This is a genomic window from Pyxidicoccus sp. M15 (genome assembly GCF_056858435.1).
The window spans coordinates 3,364,094-3,386,443 of record NZ_CM166495.1; the positions used below are offsets into that span (position 1 = coordinate 3,364,094).

The 22,350-nt window shown below is 70.8% G+C and carries 1 protein-coding gene (running past one end of the window); it reads right to left on the reverse strand.

All coding sequences use genetic code 11. From position 1 onward, the window contains the following. Positions 1 to 22,296 carry the 5' portion of a non-ribosomal peptide synthase/polyketide synthase gene (locus ACX9TP_RS13255; RefSeq protein WP_482980080.1) on the reverse strand. 20,733 nt of this gene lie to the left of the window's left edge, so 22,296 of the gene's 43,029 nt are visible here — the first part of the coding sequence; the start codon lies at positions 22,294 to 22,296; the stop codon falls past the left edge of the window. Between the last annotated feature and the right edge of the window lie 54 nt (positions 22,297 to 22,350).

A 22,350-nucleotide genomic window follows, 5' to 3' on the forward strand; every position in this document is an offset into this window, starting at 1 on the left:
CCCGTCGAGCACGTAGAGGCGGGTGTTGGCCACCGGCCGGCCGATGGGCACGGTGGTGCCGCGCTCCTGGCCCGTGGCCAGCGCGGACGTGGCGTCGATGGTGGTTTCAGTGGGGCCGTACAGGTTGACGAGCCGTGTCTCCGGGAGGAGCGCCCGCAGGCGCGGGGCCAGCTCGGAGGCCAGGGCCTCGCCGCCGCAGAACAGCCAGCGCAGGTGCGTGGCGCCGCGCAGCGCTTCCTCCTCCAGCATGAAGCGGAGCATGGAGGGGACCACCTGGAGGACGGTGACGCGCTGGCGCACCACGCAGGCGACCAGGGCGGCCGGGTCGCGATGGGCTTCGGGTGGTGCGAGCACGAGGGGCGCGCCCACCAGGAGCGAGGCCCAGCACTCCCAGACGGAGGCGTCGAAGCTCAGCGGCGTCTTCTGAAGCACCCTGTCTTCGGAGGAGAGGCCGAAGGAGGAGAGGAACCACGCCATGTGGTTGACGAGGGCGCCATGCGGGATGAGCACGCCCTTGGGCTGTCCGGTGCTGCCCGAGGTGTAGATGACGTAGGCGACGTCGTCCGCGGAGACGGAGACGGCCGGTGCGCCCTTGTGCTCGTGAGAGGAGAAGGCGTCGGAGTCGAGGCACACGACGTCGGTGCCCTCGGGCAGCAGGCCGAGCAGCGAGGACTGGGTGAGCAGCACGCGGGCGCCGCAGTCCTGGAGCATGAAGGCCAGGCGCTCGCGTGGGTAGTCCGGGGCCAGCGGCACGTAGGCGGCGCCGGCCTTGAGGATGCCCAGCAGGCCTACCACCATGTCGGGGGAGCGCTGCACGCACAGCGCGACGCGGTCGCCGGTGCGAACGCCCCGGGCGAGCAGCGCATGCGCGAGGTGGTTGGCGCGCGAGTCCAGCTCGCGGTAGGTGAGTCGCGCGTCGTCGGACTCCACGGCCAGCGCATCCGGGGTGCGCCGTGCCTGGGCCTCGACGCGCTGGTGGACGCAGGCTTCACCCGCGAAGTCCGCCGTGGTGGCGTTCCAGTCCACCAGGACCTGGTGCCGCTCGGCCTTCGTCAGCAGGGAGACGGAGCCCAGCGGGGCCTCGGGCCGGGAGACCAGGGCCTCCACCAGCACGCGGTAGTGCTCGGCCATCCGCGCGGCGGTGGCGCTGTCGAACAGGTCGGTGTTGTACCGCAGCGTGCCGAGTATGCCCTCCGGCTTCTCCTCGAGGATGAGCTCCAGCTCGAACTTGATGGTGGGGTTCTCGATTTCCAGCGGGCGTAGCGCCAGCCCTCTGCCCTGGGCCGAGGCCGCGGGCGTGTTCTGCAGCGAGAACGTCACCTGGAAGAGCGGACTGCGGCTCATGTCCCGGGTGGACTGCACCTCCTCCACCAGTCGCTCGAAGGGCACGTCCTGGTGGGCATAGGCGCCCAGCGAGGACTCCTTCACCTGACGGAGCAGCTGGAGGAAGGATGCGCCGTCCTCCACCTGTGCGCGCAGCACCAGGGTGTTGACGAAGAAGCCGATGAGGCCTTCCAGCTCCCCACGCGGGCGGCCGGCGATGGGCGAGCCCACGGAGATGTCCTGCTGCCCGGAGTACCGCGACAGCAGCACCTGGAACGCGGCGAGCAGGGCCATGAAGGGCGTGGCGCCCTCCTGCTGGCAGAGCGCCTTGAGCTGCTCGGAGGTGGCGAGCGACAACGTGACGGGCACATGCGCGCCGCGGAACGTCTGCGCGGGCGGGCGGGGCTTGTCGGTGGGCAGCTCCAGGGCGGAGACACCGGAGAGCTGCTGTTTCCAGTAGCCGAGCTGCTCGTCGAGCACCGCGCCCTGCAACCACTGGCGCTGCCAGACGGCGTAGTCGGGGTACTGGAGCGGCAGCGGCGGCAGGGGCGACGGCCGGCCCTGGGAGAAGGCCTCGTAGAGGGCGGCGACCTCACGCACCAGCACGCCCATGGACCAGCCGTCCGAGACGATGTGGTGCATGTTCAGCGCGAGCACGTGCCGGGTGGCGCCCAGCTTCAGCAACTGTGCGCGCACCAGCGGGCCGGCGGCGAGGTCGAACGGGCGGAGGATGTCCTCGTGCATGCGTCGCTCCAGCTCCGCGCGAGCGGCCTGGGGCTCCATGGCACTGAGGTCCACGAGCTCCAGCGGCAGCTCGCCGCCGGGGGCGATGCGCTGGAAGGGCTGGCCCTCCTGCTGGGTGAAGGTGGTGCGCAGGGCCTCGTGGCGGCGCACCAGCTCATCGAAGCCCCGCTGCAGGGCGGCCACGTCGAGCGCGCCTTCCATGCTCACGAAGGCGGGCATGTTGTAGGCGGGGCTGCCGGGCTCGAGCTGGTCGATGAACCACAGGCGCTGCTGCGCGAAGGACACGGGCAGTGCGCCCTCGCGCGACGTGGCGACGAGCTCGGGCGCCTGTCGCGGCTGTCCCGTCATCCGGCCGGACGCGATGCGTGCGGCGAGGGCGGCGACGGTGGGCGCCTCGAAGAGCGCGCGCAGGGGCAGCTCCACGCCGAAGGTGGAGCGGATTCGGGAGATGACCTGCGTGGCCAGCAGGGAGTGGCCACCCAGCTCGAAGAAGTTGTCGTACGCACCCACGCGCGAGACACGCAGGACGTCGGCCCAGAGCGCGGCGAGCGCTTCCTCGGTGGGATTGGCGGGCGCGACGTAGTCCCTGGCGGAGGCGAGCTGCGCCGCATCGGGGACGGGCAGGGCCTTGCGGTCCAACTTGCCGTTGGACGTGAGGGGCACGGCGTCCAGGCGCACGAGTGCGGAGGGCACCATGTACTCCGGCAGCCGCTGCTTGAGGGTGGTGCGCAGGGCGGCCAGGTCGAGGGACTCCGGCGCCGCGACGTAGCCGACGAGGCGCTTGTCGCCGGGCACGTCCTCGCGCACCAGGGCCACGGCCTGGGTGACGTCCGGGTGCGCGCGCAGGGCGGATTCGACCTCACCCAGCTCGATACGGAAGCCGCGCAGCTTCACCTGGGCGTCGGCGCGGCCAACGAAGTCCAGCGCGCCTTCACTGCGCCAGCGGACGAGGTCTCCGGTGCGGTAGAGGCGGGCGCCGGGCTCGCCGCCGAAGGCGTCAGGGATGAAGCGCTCGGCGGTGAGCGCGGGCTGGCCGATATAACCCCGGGCCACGCCATCGCCGCCGATGAACAGCTCACCCACCACACCGGCGGGCACGGGCTGGCCGTGCGCGTCCAATACGTACAGCCGGGTGCCACTGATGGGACGGCCGATGGGGACGGTGGTGCTCACCTGGTCGGCGCGAGTCACCGGGTAGGAGGTGGCGAACACCGTCGTCTCGGTGGGGCCGTAGAAGGCGGTGACGGGGATGCGCAGCCCTTCCACGGCGCGGCGCACGTGGGCGGGCGACACCACGTCGCCGCCCGTCATGACGTGCTTCACCGTGCTCAGCCCGGGCGGAGGGTTGTCCACCAGCTGGGTGAACAGGCCAATGGTGGCCCACAGCGTGGTGACGCCCGAGGACTGGATGGCGTGGCCCAACTCCTCCAGGGACGCGGCCTGGGGAGGCATGACGACGAGCCGAGCGCCGTGCAGCAGCGCGCCCCAGATTTCGAAGGTGGAGGCGTCGAAGGAGATGGGGGCGAACTGGAGGAGGACTTCGTCGGGCCCGAAGCGTGCGTAGTCGACGCCGAGGAGGGTGCGCAGCACGCCGCTGTGGGTGGTGCCCACGCCCTTGGGGCGGCCGGTGGAGCCGGAGGTGAAGTCCACGTACGCCAGCGAGTCGGGCAGGGCGACGGGAGTCGGCGCATGCGTCGGCTCGGAGTCGAGCGCGACGTCCTCCAGCACGAGGGTGGAGAGCCCGTCAGCAGGCAGCTTGGCGCGATTGACGCGCGTGGTGATGAGGGCCTGGGGCGCGGTGTCCTCCACCATGCCGGCCAGGCGCTCCCGCGGGTAGGACGGGTCCAGGGGGACGTAGGCACCGCCGGCCTTGAGGATGGCGACGAGGGAGACAATCAGCTCCAGCGAGCGCTCGACGGCGAGCGCGACGCGGGAGTCGGCTCCCACGCCGAAGCGGCGCAGGTGGTGCGCGAGCTGGTTGGCGCGCTCATCGAGCTGGCGATAGGTGAGGCGCGAAGAGCCGAACTCGACGGCGACGTGGTCCGGGAAGCGGGCCACCACCTGGGAGAAGACCTCGGGCAGCGTGGACTCGCGCGGGTAGTTGGAAGCCCTGGCGCTCCAGTCTCCCAGCACCTGTCGGCGCTCCACCGGGGACAACATGGACACGGAGGCAAGCGGCGCCTCGGGCCGGGCCGCGAGGGCTTCCACCAGCACCTGGAAGTGGCCCGCCATGCGCAGCGCGGTGGCGTGCTCGAACAGGTCGGTGTTGTAGCTCAGCGCGCCCCGGTAGCCGTCCGGCGTTTCCGACAGGGTGAGCTGGAGCTCGAACTTGATGGTGGGGTTGTCCACCTCCACCATGCTCAGCGCCAGGTCCTGCTTTCGAAGCGCGGGCATGGGCGCGTTCTGCAGGGAGAAGATGACCTGGAAGAGCGGGCTGCGGCTCATGTCACGCGTGGGCTGCAGCTCCTCCACCAGCCGCTCGAAGGGCACGTCCTGGTGGGCGAAGGCGCCCAGCGAGGCCTCCTTCACCTGACGGAGCAGGTGGATGAAGGACGCGGAGTCCTCCACGTGGGAGCGCAGCACCAGCGTGTTGACGAAGAAGCCGATGAGGCCCTCCAGCTCGCCGCGCTGGCGGCCGGCGATGGGCGAGCCCACGGAGATGTCCTGCTGGCCGGAGTAGCGGGAGAGGAGCACCTGGAAGGCGCCCAGCAGGGCCATGAACGGCGTCGCGCCTTCCCTCTGGCAGAGCGCCTTGAGCGCCTCGGAGGCCGAGCGGGACAGGGCCACTGGGAGGTGGGCGCCGTTGAAGGTCTGGACGGGAGGGCGGGGCTTGTCGGTGGGCAGCTCCAGCGTGGTGAGGCCGGAGAGGCGCTGCTTCCAGAAGCCGAGCTGCTCCTCCAGCACCGCGCCCTGCAACCACTGGCGCTGCCAGACGGCGTAGTCGGCGTACTGGACGGGCAGGGGCGGCAGGGGCGAGGGCCGGCCCTGGACGAAGGCGTCGTAGAGAGCGGCGACTTCCCGCACCAGCACGCCCATGGACCAGCCGTCCGAGACGATGTGGTGGAGGTTGAGCGCCAGCACGTGCTCGGCGGCACCCAGCTTGAGCAACAGGGCGCGCACCAGCGGACCGGTGGCGAGGTTGAAGGGCCGGAGCAGCTCGGCGCGCAGCTGTCGGTCCAGCTCGGCGCGAGCGGCCTGGGGCTCCAGGCCGCTGAGGTCCACGAAGTCCAGCGGCAGCTCGCCGTGGGGAGCGATGAGCTGAAGGGGCTGGTCTCCCTGCTGGGTGAAGGTGGTGCGCAGGGCTTCGTGGCGGCTGGCCAGCTCCGCGAGGGCGCGGCGCAGGGCGTCCGCGTCGAGCGACCCCTCCATGCGCACGAAGGAGGGCATGCTGTAGGAAGCGCTGCCGGGCTCGAGCTGGTCGATGAACCACAGGCGCTGCTGAGCAAAGGAGAGCGGCAGCGGCTCGGAGCGCGGCACGGGGACGAGCGCGGGCGCTGCGGCCTGGCTTGCGCCACTCGTGGAGAGAATGCGCTCGGCGAGAGCCGCGACGGTGGGGGCCTCGAAGAGAGCGCGCAGGGGCAGCTCCACCTCGAAAGTCCTGCGCACGCGGGAGATGACCTGCGTGGCCAGCAGGGAGTGGCCGCCCAGCTCGAAGAAGTTGCCGGTGATGCTCACCTGGGGCACGCGCAGGACGGCCGAGAACAGCTCCGCCAGCTTCTCCTCGGTGGCGTTGCGCGGGGCGACGTATGCCTCGGCGGAAGACATCAGTGCCGAGTCGGGCGCGGGCAGTGCCTTGCGGTCGACCTTGGCGTTGGCGGTGAGGGGCAGGGCGTCCAGGCGCACGAGGGCCGAAGGCACCATGTACTCGGGCAGCCGCTGCTTGAGGGCCGCGCGCAGGGCGGCGGTGTCGAGGGACTCGGGAGCGGCGACGTAGCCGACGAGGCGCTTGTCGCCGGGGACATCCTCACGCACCAGGGCCACGGCCTGGGCCACGTCGGGGAAGGCGAGCAGGGCCGCTTCGACTTCGGCCAGCTCGATGCGGTAGCCGCGCACCTTCACCTGGGCATCGGCGCGGCCGAGGAACTCCAGCACGCCGTCACCCCGCCAACGGGCGAGGTCGCCGGTGCGGTAGAGGCGGGCGCCCGGAGCAGCCGAGAATGCGTCGGGGACGAAGCGCTCGGCGGTCAGGGAAGGCTGGCCGACGTAGCCCCGCGCCACGCCGTCGCCGCCGATGAACAGCTCTCCCACGACGCCCACGGGCACCGGCCGGCTGGAGGCATCCAGCACGTACACACGCGTATTTCCGAGGGGCTTGCCGATGGGCACGGACGTGCCGACGTGCTCCACCGAAGTCATGCGGTGGGTGGAGGCGAAGAGCGTCGTTTCCGTGGGGCCGTAGCAGGCGGTGACGGGGATGTTCAGCTCTTCGAGGACACGGCGCACGTGAGGCGCGCTGACGACGTCACCACCGGTAAGCAACTGCTTCACGCCACGAAGGGCGGGGAAGTTGTGGTCCACCACCTGGGTGAAGAGGCCGGCGGTGAGGTGCAGGGTGGTGACGCCGTGCTTCACCAGCACCGACTCCAGCTCCTTCAAGTCGGAAGGCGAGTGGGGCGGGAAGACGACGAGCCGTGCGCCGTGGAGCAGGGGGCCCCACAGCTCCAGGGTGGACGCATCGAAGGAGACAGGCGCGATGAGGAGGAACGTCTCATCCGGCCCGAGGTGCGCGTAGTCGTTGCCGAAGAGGGTGCGCAGCACGGCGGCCTGCGGCGTGCCGACGCCCTTGGGGCGGCCCGTGGAGCCGGACGTGAAGTCGATGTACGCCAGGCTCTGGGGCAGGGCCGCCACGACAGGAGCGGAGTTCGGCTGGGCTTCCAGAGACACTTCGCCCAGCACCACGGTGGACAGCCCTTCCACTGGAAGCTTCGCCAGCAGCTCGCGCGAAGTCACGAGGACGCCGGGACGCGCGTCTTCCACCATGGCCGCGAGTCGCTCGCGCGGGTACGACGGGTCCAGCGGGACGTAAGCGCCGCCAGCCTTGAGGATGGCGACGAGGGAGACGACGAGCTCCAGCGAGCGGTCCAGGGCAATGGCCACGCGCGAGTCGGTGGACACGCCCAGGCCGCGCAGGTGATGCGCGAGCTGGTTGGCCCGCTCATCCAACTGCCGGTACGTCAGCTTCGCCTCACCGAACTCGACGGCGACCTTGTCGGCATGACGGGCGACCACCTGCGAGAACACCTCGGGCAGGGTGGAGCCGCGCGGGTACTCGGTGGCGGTGTCATTCCACTTCACCAGCACCTGCCGGCGCTCCGCCTGCGTCATCATGGACACGGACGCGAGGGGCGCGTCGGGCCAGGCCACGAGCGCTTCCACGAGGCAACGGAAGTGTTCGGCCATCCGGTCGATGGTCGCCGGCTCGAAGAGGTCGGTGTTGTAGCCCAGCGAGCCCTGGTAGCCCTCCGGCGAGTCCGAGAGGTTCAGCTCCAGCTCGAGCTTCACCGTGGCGTTGGTCACCTCCAGCGGGCGCAGCGCCAGCCCCGGCAGCTTCAGGCCCGCCGTGGGCGCGTTCTGCAGGGCGAAGAGGACCTGGAACAGCGGGCTGCGGCTCGTGTCGCGCGCGAGCTTCAGCTCGTCCACCAGCTTCTCGAACGGCACGTCCTGGTGGGCGAAGGCGCCGAGCGCCGACTCCTTCACCTGCTCCAGCAGGTCTCGGAAGGAGCGCTGTCCCTCCAGCCGCGCGCGCATCACCAGCGTGTTGACGAAGAAGCCGATGAGGTCCTCGTGCTCGCGCTTCGAGCGGCCGGCGATGGGGGAGCCCACCACCACGTCGTCCTGCCGCGAGTAGCGGGACAGGAGCACCTGGAACGCGGCCAGCAGCGCCATGAAGGGCGTGGTGCCCTCGCGGCGGCAGAGCGCGTTGACGGCGTCGGACAGCGTCCGGGACAGCTTGATGGCGCGCAGGGCGCCGTTGTTCGTCTGCACCGCCGGACGTGGCTTGTCCGTGGGCAGCTCCAGCACCTCGGGCGCCCCCGCGAGCTGCTGGCGCCAGTACGCGAGCTGCTTCTCCAGCACCTCGCCCTGGAGCCACTCGCGCTGCCACACCGCATAGTCCGGGTACTGCACCGGAAGCTCGGGCAGCGGCGAGGGCTGGCCCATCAGGAACGACAGGTACAGCGCCGTCATCTCCCGGACCAGGATGCCCATGGACCAGCCGTCGGAGACGATGTGGTGGATGACCAGCACCAGCACATGGTCCTGCGCATCCAGCGTCAGCAGCCGGGCGCGCATCATCGGACCCTTCGCGAGCTCGAAGGGCTGTCGCGCATCCGCCTCCGCCCGCCGTCGGGCCTCGGCCTCCCGCTGCTCGGCGGGGAGGGCACGCAGGTCCTCGTGGGGAATGGAGAACGGTCCGGGCTCGGTGACGACCTGCACCGGGCCGTGCTCGGTGTCACGGAAGTGCGTGCGCAGTGCGTGGTGGCGGCGCACCAGCTCCGCGAAGGCGCGCTCCAGCACGGTGGCGTTCATGGGGCCGGTGAAGCGCAGCCCGTAGAAGATGTTGTAGGCGGGGCTGCCGGGCTGGAACTGGTCGATGAACCACAGGCGCTGCTGGGCGAAGGACAGCGGCTTGTCGTCGCCGTCACCGCCCGGAGTCGTTGGCTCCGAGCCCGGGGTGCCGAAAAGCAGCTCCGCCAGGGCCTTCACGTGCGGCTCGCGCAGCAGCGAGTAGCCGTCACCCGGCGTCTGCTCCACCTCGACGCCGGCCTCGGCCAGTTCGCCCCAGCCGCGGTCCGCCTCGCCGTCCTCCAGGTCCGGAGCCTCGCTGGCTCGCACCATGCGCACCGGGCCGGAGTACGGCTCCGGGACGTAGCGCCGCGCCGCGCGCAGGTGGCTGGTGAACATCTTGAACCGCGCGCGCAGCTCGTCCAGCGAGAGGTCTTCGGGCAGCAGTCCGGCCTTCACGCCCTCGGCGTGCAGGTGCTGGAGCAGCGGCTCGGGGTCCTTGCCCGTGGTGAGGCTGGCGGGCAGCGGGAGCTCGTCCCCGCCGGCCTGCCGAGCCAGCTCACGGGCGAAGAGGGCGGCCTGGGCCGCCGCGGCGTTGGCCTTGGTGGCGGCATCCGGAGTGGTGGGGGCGGGCTCGAGGAGCACCACCTTCGCCTCCAGTCCCTCGCGCTGGAGTTGCTGCGCCATCTCCCAGGCCACGACGCCGCCCAGGGCCCAGCCGGCGAGCAGGTACGGGCCTTCGGGCTGGGCCGCGCGGAGGGCCTCCACATAGAACGCGGCCATGGCGTCCACGGACTCCAGGGGCGCGCGGCCGTCGTCGAGGCCTCGCGCCTGGAAGCCCAGGATGGGCTGCCCCTTGGGGGCGTGCTCCACCAGCCCCGCGTAGCAGTGCAGGCGGCCGTCCATCGGGTGGACGAGGTAGAGCGGGCGGCGCGCGCCTTCTCCCGCGCGCATCGGCACGAGCGGAGACCACGGCTTCGGCTCCGCCTTGGGGGCGACGGCAGCGGCGGGCTGTGCGGCCTGCCGGGCTTTCTCGAGACGTGCGGCGAGTGATTCCACGGTGGGGGACTCGAAGAAGATTCGCAGGGGAAGGTCGATGCCAAGTGTCTCGCGGAGGCTGGTTGCGAGCCGGGTGGCCAGCAGCGAATGGCCGCCCATGGCGAAGAAGTCGTCGGTGACGCTCACGTGCTGAACGCCGAGCACCTGGGCGAAGTGCTCCGCCAGCGTCTGCTCCAGTGGCGTGCGAGGCGCGATGAACGGTGCCTCGCCGCGCAGGCTGTCCGCATCCGGCGCGGGCAGGGCCTTGCGGTCCACCTTGCCGTTGGCCGTGAGGGGCAGGGCGTCCAGCCGCACCACGGCGGAGGGCACCATGTACTCGGGCAGGCGCTTCGCCAGGAAGGCGCGCAGCTCCGAGGCGCTCGTGGAGCCCTCCTCCGCCTTGGGCGCAGCCACGACGTAGGCCACCAGGCGCTTGTCGCCGGGTACGTCCTCACGTGCCAGCACCGCGGCCTGGGCCACGCCGGAATGGGCCAGCAGCGCCTCTTCGACCTCGGACAGCTCGATGCGGAAGCCACGCACCTTCACCTGGGCGTCGGCGCGGCCGAAGAACTCCAGCACGCCGTCACCCCGCCAGCGGGCCAGGTCGCCCGTGCGGTAGAGGCGGACGCCGGGAATGCCAGAGAAGGAGTCGGGAACGAAGCGCTCGGCGGTGAGCGAAGGCTGGCCGACATAGCCGCGGGCCACGCCGTCGCCACCGATGAACAGCTCGCCCACGACGCCCACGGGCACCGGCTGCCCGGAGGCGTCCAGCAGGTACACACGCGTATTCCCGAGGGGCTTGCCGATGGGCACGGACGTGCCGACGTGCTCCACCGAAGTCATGCGGTGGGTGGAGGCGAAGAGCGTGGTCTCCGTCGGGCCGTAGCAGGCCGTGACGGGGATGCGCAGCTCTTCGAGGACACGGCGCACGTGAGGCGGGCTCACCACGTCACCACCGGTGAGCAACTGCTTCACCCCGCGAAGCGCCGCGAGGTTGTTGTCTACGACCTGGGTGAAGAGGCCGGCGGTGAGGTGCAGGGTGGTGACACCGTGCTTCACCAGCACCGATTCCAACTCCTTCAGGTCGGAGGGTGAGTGGGGCGGGAAGACGACGAGACGGGCGCCATGGAGCAGCGGTGCCCACAGCTCCAGGGAGGAGGCGTCGAAGGACACCGGCGCGATGAGGAGGAACGTCTCATCCGCGCCCAGGTGCGCGTAGTCGTTGCCGAAGACGGTGCGCAGCACGGCGGCCTGCGGAGTGCCGACGCCCTTGGGGCGGCCCGTCGAGCCGGACGTGAAGTCGATGTACGCGAGGCTGTTGGGCTGAGAGACCCGTGCTGGCGTGGACGAGGGCTGAGCGGAGAGTGGAGTCTCCTCCAGCACCACGGTGGACAGGCCCTCGGTGGGCAGCTTCGCCAGCAGCTCGCGTGAAGTCACGAGGACGCCGGGACGCGCGTCCTCCACCATGGCGGCGAGCCGCTCGCGCGGGTACGACGGGTCCAGCGGGACGTAGGCGCCGCCGGCCTTGAGGATGGCGACGAGGGAGACAATCAGCTCCAGCGAGCGGTCGAGCGCGATGGCCACGCGAGAGTCGGTGGACACGCCCAGGCCGCGCAGGTGATGCGCGAGCTGGTTGGCCCGCTCATCCAGCTGCCGGTACGTCAGCTTCGCCTCACCGAACTCGACGGCGACCTTGTCCGCGTACCGTGCCACCACTTGCGAGAAGACCTCGGGCAGGGTGGAGCTGCGCGGGTACTCGGTGGCGGTGGCGTTCCACTCCACCAGCACCTGACGCTGCTCGGCCTCGGACAGCATGGACAGGGAGCCCAGGGCCGCCTCGGGGCGCGACACCAGCGCCTGCACGAGGGCGCGGAAGTGCTCCGCCATGCGCTCGGCGGTGGCCGGGTCGAAGAGGTCCGCGTTGTATTCGAGCGGTCCCGTGTAGCCGTCGGCCGTGCGGAACAGGTTCAGCTCCAGCTCGAACTTGACCGGCTTGTCCTCCACCGGCATCGCGCTCAGGGACAGGCCCGGCAGCCGCAGCGTCGGCATGGGCGCGTTCTGGAGCACGAACATCACCTGCACCAGCGGCGGGCGGCTCAGGTTCCGCTCCATCCGGAGCGCCTCCACCATGCGCTCGAAGGGCACGGACTGGTGCGCGAAGGCACCGAGCGTCGTGTCCCGCACCTGCGCCAGCAGTGAGCGGTAGCTTTCCGAGGGACTCAGGCGCGCATACAGCGGCAGCGTGTTGACGAAGAAGCCGACGAGCGCTTCCAGCTCACCCCGGTCTCTTCCGGCCACCACGGAGCCGACCAGGACCTCCGACTGGCCGGAGTAGCGGGCCATCAGGAACTGGAACGCGCCGAGCAACGCCATGAACGGCGTCACGCCCTCGCGGCGGCAGAGCGCCTCCAGCGCCTCGGCCAGTTGCACCGGCAGCCGCACCATCGTCGAGGAGCCGCGCGAGGTCTGCACGGCCGGCCGGGGCCGGTCCGTGGGCAGCTCCAGCGTCCGAGGCACGCCCTCGAGCTGCTTGCGCCACCAGCCGAGCTGCTCCTCCAGCACCTCGTCCCGCAGCCAGCCGCGCTGCCACGCCGCGAAGTCCGCGTACTGCACCGGCAGCTCCGGCAGCGGCGAGGGCTGGCCACCGGAGAAGGCCACGTAGAGCGCGGCCAGCTCCCGCACCATGACGCCCATCGACCAGCCGTCGGAGACGATGTGGTGCACGTTGAAGACCAGCACGTGCTCGCGCTCGGACAGCTTCAGAATCGCCGAGCGCAGTAGCGGTCCACGCGACACGCTGAAGGGGCGCAGCGCCTCCTCCCGCACACGCCGCCGCGCCTCCTGCCGGCGCTGGTCCGCGGGCACGGAGGTCAGGTCCACCACCGGCACAGGAACGGGCGCGGCCGGATGGACGACCTGCACGGGCCCCTTCGGGGTCTCACGGAAGGTGGTGCGCAGCGCCTCCTGGCGGCGCACCAGCTCCGTCAGGCTGCGCTCCAGGGCGTCCACGTCCACCGTACCCTCGAGGACGAGGGCGAACGGCAGGTTGTAGAGCGGGCTGTCCGGGTCGAGCTGGTCCAGGAACCACAGGCGCTGCTGCGCCATGGACGCCGGCAGGTCGCCCGTGCGCGGCACCGGCACCAGCGGCGGCACCTGCTGACCGTGGCCGGCCTGCACCGCCCGGTCTACCCGCATCGCCAGCTCGGCGAGCGTCGTGGCGTCGAACAACTCTCGTAGCGGCAACTCCACGCCGAAGGCGGCGCGCATGCGACTGATGGCCTGGGTGGCCAGCAGGGAGTGTCCACCCAGCTCGAAGAAGTTGTCGGACAGGCCCACCGGCTCCACGCCGAGCACCGTGCTCCAGATTCCGGCCAGCAGGGTCTGCGTCTCCGTACGCGGGGCGACGAAGTGCGGACGCCCGCCGGCGGCGGCGAGGTCCGGCGCCGGCAGGGCCTTGCGGTCCACCTTGCCGTTGGACGTCAGCGGCATCGCCGGCAGCACCACCACGGCCAACGGCACCATGTACTCGGGCAGCGTCTCCTTCAGGGCGGCGCGCAGCGCGGCGCTGTCCGTCTGCGTGCCCTCGTGCGCCACGACGTAGCCCACCAGCCGCTTGCCAGCGGGGCCGTCCTCACGTGCGACGACGACGGCCTCGCGCACCCCCGGCAGCTTCGCCAGGGCGGACTCCACCTCGCCCAGCTCGATGCGGAAGCCACGCACCTTGACCTGTGCATCCGCGCGGCCGACGAAGTCGAGCGTTCCGTCTTCGCGCCAACGCACCACGTCGCCCGTGCGGTACAGCCGGGCACCGGCCTCGCCCGAGAAACGGTCCGGGAGGAAGCGCTCGGCGGTGAGGGCGGGGCGGCCCGCGTAGCCGCGCGCCACGCCGACTCCGCCCACGTACAGCTCGCCCTTCACGCCCACGGGCACTGGCTCTCCACGCACGTCCAGCACGTACGCGCGCACGTTGGCCAGGGGCCGGCCGATGGACGGGACGCGCCCGTCCGCGAGGCACTCGGCGAGCGTGGCAATCACCGTGGCCTCTGTGGGGCCATAGGTATTGAGCAGGCGCCGGCCCGGAGCCCAGCGCGCCACCACGTCCGCGGGCAGGGCTTCGCCACCGGAGATGACGGTGCGCAGCTCGGGCAGTCCTTCCGCCGACGTGGCCGCCAGCGCCGCGGGCGTGAGGCTGATGACGGAGAGGGCTTCTTCGCGCAGCAGCTTCTGCAGCGGCGCGCCCGGCATCAGCTTCTCCAGGGGCGCCAGCACCAGCGAGGCCCCGGAGCACAGCGTGGTGAAGACTTCTTCCACCGACAGGTCGAAGGAGAGGCTGGCGAACTGCAACACGCGGCTGCCGGGGCCGATGCCGTACGCCACCGCTTCATGCGTCACCAGGTTGGCGACACTGCGGTGTTCCACGGCGGTGCCCTTGGGCGTGCCGGTGCTGCCGGACGTGTAGAGCAGGTAGGCCAGGTGGTACGGGGCCACGCCCGTCACCGGCGCTTCGGTGCTCTCACGCGAGAGCGCGTCCTTCTCGGAGTCCAGGCAGAACGCGCGCGAGTGGTGTGCCTCGGAGAAGCGCTCCAGCAGCGGGGACTGAGTCACCAGCACCGCCGCGCCGCTGTCCTCCAGCATGAAGGCGAGGCGCTCACGCGGCAGCAGTGGATCCACGGGTACCCAGGCGCCGCCGGCCTTGAGGATGCCGAGCAGGCCCACGACGATGTCCAGCGAGCGCTCCACGCTGAGCGCCACGCGGACCTCGGGCCCGACGCCCCGGCGGCGCAGCGCATGCGCGAGCTGGTTGGCCTTGGCGTCGAGCTGCGCGTAGGTGAGCTGCTGTCCCTCAAAGGAGGCGGCGAGCGCGTCGGGAGCGCGGCGCGCCTGGGCCTCGAAGAGCGAGTGGACGCACGCCTCCGGGAAGTCCGCCCGGGTGGCGTTCCAGTCCACCAGCAGCCGCTGCCGCTCCTCGCTGGAGATCAGCGACAGCTCGGACAGGCGCTTTCCCGGGGCGGCCACCAGGGACTCCACGAGCGTGCGCAGGTGGCGTGCCATCCGCTCCATGGTGGACGCCTCGAACAGGTCGGCGCGGTAGTCCAGCGCGCCCTCGAAGCCCTCCTGGCTGCGCGTCAGCGTCAGCGTCAGGTCGAACTTGGCGGTGTGGTCTCCCAGGGGCGCGCTGCGCATCACCAGCCCTGGCAGGGCCAGCTCCATGGTCGGCATGTTCTGCAGGATGAACATCACCCGGAACAGCGGCGCCTGACGCAAGTCGCGCATCGGCTGGAGGCGCTCGAAGGGGACGTGCTGATGGGCGTAGGCGCCCAGCGCCATCTCCCGCGCGCGGCCCAGCAGCTCGCGCACGGTGGGGTCTCCGTCCAGGCGGGTGCGCATCACCAGGGTATTGAGGAAAAAGCCGACGAGGCCCTCCAGCTCGATGCGGTTGCGTCCCGCGACGGGCGAGCCGACGGAGATGTCGTCCTGGCCGGAGTAGCGCGACAGCAGCAGCTGGAAGGCCGCCAGGAAGAGCATGAAGGGCGTGAGGCCCTCGCGGTTGCAGAAGGCCTCCACCGCCGTGGCCAGCTCGCGGGGGAGGTGGACGGGCGCCAGGGCCCCCGGAGGGGAAGCGACGTGGTTGCGCGGCCTGTCGGTGGGCAGCTCCAAGTCCTGCGCCGCTCCGTCGAGCTGGCGGCGCCACCAGGTGAGCTGCTTTTGCAGCTCCGCCCCCTCCAGCCACTTGCGCTGCCAGGCGGCGTAGTCCGCGTACTGGAGTGGGAGCGCTGGCAGGACGAAGGGAAGACTCGCGGTGAGGGCGGGGTAGATGACGCCGAGCTCCCGCACCAGGACGCTCATGGACCAGCCGTCCGCCGCGATGTGGTGGACGTTGAGCAGCAGCACGTGCGACTGCTCCCCGAGCTTCAGGAGCATGGCGCGCAGCAGTGGACCGGTGGCGAGGTCGAAGGGGCGCAGGGAGTCCGCGTTGATGCGCCGCCGGGCCTCCGCCTGGCGCTGTTCAGGAGGAAGGCCGCTCAGGTCGATGAGGGCCATCTCCAACGGAGCGGGAGCGTGGATGCGCTGCACGGGGCCCTGGGCCTCACCGTGGAAGGTGGTGCGCAGGGACTCGTGGCGGTGCAGCAGGGCTTCCAGGGACCGCCGCAGTGCCTCGGCGTCGAGGGTGCCGGCCAGCTCCAGGGTGAACGGCATGTTGAAGGCCGCGCTGCCGGGCTCGAGCTGGTCCAGGAACCACACGCGCTGCTGCGAGTACGAGAGGGGCAACTTCTGCTCGCGCGGCACACGCTCAATCGGCGGAAGTGTTCCGGTGTCACCGGCACGCACGGCGGCATCGATGAGCACGGCGAGCGCGGCGACGGTGGGCGCCCGGAAGAACTCGCGCAGCGGAAGCTCCACGCCGAAGGAGGCGCGGATGCGGGAGACGACACGGGTGGCGAGCAGGGAGTGGCCGCCCACCTCGAAGAAGTCGTCCTCGGCACCGACGCGCGGCAGGCCGAGCACCTCGGCCCAGAGCGCCGCGAGCTTTTCTTCGGTAGGAGTGCGCGGAGCGACGTAGGCGGCGGTGGCGGTCGAGTTCGTCGAATCCGGAGCGGGCAGGGCCTTGCGGTCGACCTTCCCGTTGGCGGTGAGGGGGAGGGTGTCCAGCCGCACCAGCGCGGACGGCACCATGTATTCGGGCAGCCTCTGCTTGAGTGAGACACGCAGCGCGGCCATGTCGAGGGACTCAGGAGCGGCGACATAGCCGACGAGGCGCTTGTCGCCGGGCACGTCCTCGCGCACCAGGGCCACGGCCTGGGCCACGTCTGCGAAGGCAAGCAGGGCCGCTTCGACTTCCCCCAGCTCGATGCGGAAGCCGCGCAGCTTCACCTGCGCGTCGGCACGGCCGACGAAGTCCAGCACGCCGCCGGCAAGCCAGCGCACCAGGTCTCCGGTGCGGTAGAGGCGGGCGCCGGGGATGCCGGAGAAGGTGTCAGGGACGAAGCGCTCGGCGGTGAGGGCGGGCTGGCCGAGGTAGCCGCGCGCGAGGCCGTCGCCACCGATGTAGAGCTCACCGACGACACCCACGGGCACCGGCTGGCCGTGAGCATCCAGGACATACATGCGCGTGCTACCGATGGGCCGGCCGATGGGCACGGAGGTGCCCACCTGCTCGGCGCGAGTCACCGGGTAGGAGGTGGCGAAGACGGTGGTCTCGGTGGGGCCGTAGAAGGCGGTGACGGGGATGTGCAGCCCTTCCACGGCGCGGCGCACGTGAGCGGGCGACACCACGTCGCCGCCCGTCATGAGGTGCTTCACCGTGCTCAGCCCTGGCGGAGGGTTGTCCACCATTTGGGTGAACAGGCCAATGGTGGCCCACAGCGTGGTGACGCCCGAGGACTGGATGACGCGGCCCAGCTCCTCCAGGGACGCGGCCTGTGGAGGCATGACCACCAGGCGCGAGCCGTGCAGCAGCGCGCCCCAGATTTCGAAGGTGGAGGCGTCGAAGGAGATGGGGGCGAACTGGAGGAGGACTTCGTCGGGTCCGAAGCGGTTGTAGTCGGCGCCGAGGAGGGTGCGCAGCACGCCGCGGTGGGTGGTACCCACGCCCTTGGGGCGGCCGGTGGAGCCGGAGGTGAAGTCCACGTACGCCAGTGAGTCGGGCAGGGCGACGGTGGTCGGCGCATGCATCGGCTCGGAAGCGAAGGCGGCATCCTCCAACACGACGGTGGAGAGGCCTTCCACGGGCAGCTTGGAGAGGAAGGCACGCGTGGTGACGAGTGTCTGGGGTGCCACGTCCTCCACCATGCCGGCCAGGCGCTCCCGCGGGTAGGACGGGTCCAGGGGGACGTAGGCGCCGCCGGCCTTGAGGATGGCGACGAGGGAGACGATGAGCTCCAGCGAGCGCTCGACGGCGAGAGCGACGCACGTATCTGCGCCGACTCCCAGACGGCGCAGGTGGTGCGCGAGCTGATTGGAGCGTTCGTCGAGCTGGCGGTAGGTGAGGCGAGAGACGCCGAACTCCACGGCGACATGGTCCGGGTAGCGAGCCACGGCCTGCGAGAAGACCTCGGGCAACGTGGCTTCACGCGGGTAGTCGGAAGTGGTGGTGCTCCAGTCTCGAAGCACCTGCTCGCGCTCCACCGGGGACAGCAGGGAGACGGAGGCGAGAGGTGCCTCGGGCCGGGCGACGAGTGCTTCCACGAGCGTTCGGAAGTGCGTCAGCAGTCGCGTCGCCGTCGCGTCGTCGAACAGGTCCGTGCTGTAGCGGAGCGCACCCTGGTAGCCCAGCGGTGTCTCCGTGAAGGTGAGCTCCAGGTCGAACTTGGAGCCGGCCTCGCCCGCTTCGAGCGGCTCCAGACGGAGCCCCGGCAACTCCAACGCCCCCATGGGCATGTTCTGCAGGGCGAAGATGACCTGGAAGAGCGGCGAGTAGCTCGCGTCGCGCGGAGGACGCAGCTCCTCGACGAGCTTCTCGAAGGGGACGTCCTGGTGCTCGTAGCCGCCCAGGGTGGTCTCCCTCACCTGCTCCAGCATCTGGGTGAAGGTGGTGCTCGCAGTCACCCGCGCGCGCAGCACCAGGGTGTTGACGAAGAAGCCGATGAGCCCTTCGGTCTCCGCGCGGTTGCGGCCGGCGATGGGCGAGCCGACGACGAGGTCATCCTGCCCCGAGTATCGGTGCAGCAGCGTCTGGAAGGCCGCCAGCAACGTCATGAACGGCGTCACGCCGTGGCGCTTCGAGAGCGCCTGGATGGACGCACTCAGGTCCGCCGGGAGGAGAAGGGACTGCTTCGCGCCGCGGTAGGTCGGCACGGAGGGACGAGGCCTGTCGGTGGGCAGCTCCAGCAGGGCGGGTGCCCCGGAGAGCTGCTGCTTCCAGTAGTCGAGCTGCCGCGAGAGCACCTCGCCCTGGAGCCAGTTGCGCTGCCAGCTCGCGAAGCCGGCGTACTGCATGGGCAGGGGCCGCAGGGCCGCGGGCACTCCGGAGATGCGCGCCGCGTACAGGGCTCCAAGCTCCCGTACGAGGACACCCATGGACCAGCCATCGGAGACGATGTGGTGCAGGGTCAGCAGCAGCAGGTGCTCGGAGTCGTCGAGCCGCAGCAGGACTGCACGCAGCAGTGGCCCCTTGCCCAGGTCGAAGGGACGGGTGGCCTCGACGACAGCGTGGCGGCGGGCCTCGGTTTGACGCTCGGAGGCAGGCACGCCACGCAGGTCCATCATGGAGAGGCTGAAGGGCGCGGGCGGATGGATGCGCTGCACGGGCTGGCCTTCGCGTGCGGCGAAGGTGGTGCGCAGCGACTCGTGGCGTTCCACCACCTGGGTGAGCGACGCCTCCAGCGCGCCCACGTCCAGCGAGCCCTCCAGCCGCAGCGCGAAGGGCATGTTGTAGACGGCGCTACCGGGCTGGAGCTGGTCGATGAACCACAGCCGCTGCTGCGCGAAGGACAGGGGCTGCAAGTCCTGGGGCGCTGCGACGAGGACTTCCGGGGTGGCCCGCGCCTGCTGCCGGGCCTGGAGCACCGAGTCCACGTGGCGGGCCAGCGCGGAGAGGACCGGGAGCCGGAACAACTCGCGCAGGGGCAGCTCCACGCCCAGGCTGACGCGGATTCGGGAGACCACCTGAGTGGCCAGCAGGGAGTGGCCGCCCAGGTCGAAGAAGTGGTCCTCGGCGCCCACGCGCGGCACGCGGAGCACCTCGACCCAGAGCGCCGCGAGAGTCTCTTCTGTGGGCGTGCGCGGGGCGACGTACCGGTCAGGAGCGGAGCCCAGCTCGGGAGCCGGCAGGGCCTTGCGGTCCACCTTGCCGTTGGCAGTGAGGGGCAGCACCTCTAGCGAGACGAACGCCGAGGGCACCATGTAGTCGGGCAGCCGCTGCTTGAGCGCATCCCGGAGCGCCTCGGTGTCCAGCGACTGACCCGGGGAGGGCACCACGTAGGCCACCAGCCGCTTGTCACCGGGCTGGTCCTCGCGCACGAGCACCAGGGCCTGTAGCACACCGGGGTGCGCGGAGAGCGCGGACTCGATTTCGCCTGGCTCGATGCGGAAGCCACGCAGCTTCACCTGCGAGTCGGCGCGGCCGAGGAAGTCCATCAGCCCGTCCGCCCGCCAGCGAGCCCGGTCTCCCGTGCGATAGAGGCGGGCACCCGGGATGCCGGAGAAGGCGTCAGGGATGAAGCGCTCGGCGGTGAGGGCGGGTTGGCCGATGTATCCACGGGCCAATCCGTCGCCGCCGATGAACAGCTCCCCCACGACGCCCAGGGGTACCGGCTGGCCGTGAGCATCCAGCACGTACAGCTGGGTGCTTCCAATGGGCCGGCCAATGGGAACGGAGGCGCCCACCTGCGCTGCGTCCGTCATGCGGAAGCAGGCGGCGAAGACGGTGGTCTCAGTGGGGCCGTAGCCGTTGGTGAGGGAGATGCCGAGTTCTTCGAGCACGCGGCGTGCGTGCGCGGCAGGCACCACGTCGCCACCGGCGAGCAGTTGCTTCACCGGGCTCAGCGCTTGGAGGTGGGACTCCACCACCTGGGTGAAGAGGCCAGCGGTCAGCCAGAGCGTCGTCACCTTCGAATCACGAAGCACCTGGCCCAGCTCTTCCAGAGAAGGAGTCTGGGGAGACATGACGACGAGGCGAGCGCCGTGCAGCAGCGCGCCCCAGATTTCGAGCGTGGAGGCGTCGAAGGAGATGGGAGCCAGTTGCAGCAGCGTTTCTTCGGGGCCGAAGTGGGCGAAGTCGACGTCGAGCAGGGTGCGCAGGACGTTGCGGTGGGTGGTGCCCACGCCCTTGGGGCGGCCGGTGGAGCCGGAGGTGAAGTCGACGTACGCCAGCGAGTCGGGCAGGGCCGTCGGCGACAGCGCATGCGTCGGCTCAGAAGCGAGCGCGGCGTCCTCCAGCACGACGGTGGAGAGGCCCTCCACCGGGATGCGGGACAACAGCGCTCGCGTGGTGACGAGCGCCTGGGGACGGGTGTCCTCCACCATGCCGGCCAGACGCTCACGTGGATAGGACGGGTCCAGGGGGACGTAGGCGCCGCCAGCCTTGAGGATGGCGACGAGGGAAATGATGAGCTCCAGCGACCGCTCGACGGCGAGCGCGACGCGGGAGTCGGCACCCACGCCGAGGCGGCGCAGGTGGTGCGCGAGCTGATTGGAGCGTTCGTCGAGCTGGCGGTAGGTGAGGCGCGCGTCGCCGAATTCCACGGCGACATGGTCCGGGAAGCGGGCCACTACCTGAGAGAAAACCTCGGGCAGCGAGGACTCTCGCGCGTAGCTGGACGCGGTGGTGCTCCACTCCCGCAGCACCTGCCGCTGCTCGGCGGCGTCCATCAGCGGCAGCTCGGACAGCCGCGCTTCTGGGTGCGCGGCGATGCCCTCCAGCAGCGTCTGGAAATGCGCGAGCAGCCGCCGCACCGTCGGCTCCTCGAAGAGGTCCGTGCGGTACACCGCGGCGAGGCGCAGGCCCTGGGGCAGCTCGGTGGCCAGCAGCGTCAGGTCCACCTGGCTGGTGCCGCTGTCCACCGGCTGCATTTCCAACGTCAGCCCCGGCACCCGCAGCGGAGGCAGGGGCGCGTTCTGCAGGGCGAACATCACCTGGAAAAGCGGCGTGCTGCTCAGCTTGCGCTCGGGCTGGAGCGCCTCCACCAGCTTCTCGAAGGGGACTTCCTGGTGGGCGAAGGCGCCCAGCGACACCTCATGCACCCGGGCCATCAAGGCGAGGAAGGACGGGTCCGCGGAGAGGTCGGCGCGAAGGGCGAGGGTGTTGACGAAAAGGCCGATGAGGCCTTCGAGCTCGGAGCGGTTGCGGCCGGCGATGGGAGTGCCGACGACGACGTCGTCCTGGCCGCAGTAGCGAGACAGCAGCGCCTGGTAGGCGGACAGCAGGAGGGTGAAGAGGGTGCGGCCCTCGCGTCCGGCCAGTTGCTTGAGCGACTGGAGCAGCGCGGGAGGCAGCACCACCGTGAGGCGAGCCCCGTCGGTGCTGGCCACGGGAGGACGGGGTTTGTCCGTGGGCAGCTCCAGCATGGCGTCGGCGTCCAGCTGGTTGCGCCAGTACGCGAGCTGTGAGTCCAGCGTCTCGCCCTTGAGCCAGTCGCGCTGCCATGTCGCGAAGTCCGCGTACTGCATGGGCAGCGGTGGCAGCGGGGAGGGTTGACCCGCGGCGAGAGAGGGGTAGAGCGCCCCCAACTCCCGTACCAGCACGCCCATCGTCCACCCGTCGGAGACGATGTGGTGAACGTTGAGAAGCAGCAGGTATTCGCCTGGGCCCCAGCGGTAGAGCACCGTGCGAAGCAGCGGGCCCTTTTCCACGTCGAAGGGCTTCCGCGCGTCGGCGTGCAGGAGGCTCCAGGCCTCGGCCTCACGCTCGGAGGGAGCGCCGTCCTGCACCTCCACCACGGGCAGGGTGACGTCGAGCGAGGGGGCGATGTGCTGCAACACGCGCCCGTCCTGCTCGACGAAGGTGGTGCGAAGCGCCTCGTGGCGCTGCACCAGTTCCTGAAGTGAGCGACGGAGGGCGTCGACGTTGAGCTCGCCGGACAGGCGCACGGCGGTGGGGATGTTGAAGGCGGCGCTGCCCGGGTTGAGCCGCTCCTGGAACCACATCCGCTCCTGCGCGAAGGACACCGGCGCACGACGGGACTGACGGTTCTTCTCGCGCAGCAGCTCGGCGAGCCGCGCGCGCTTCTGTTCAGGGGTCAGCGACATGGTTATGCGTGCTCCTGGGAGCCTGGAGAGACGGACCGGTCTCCGCTCCGGGGC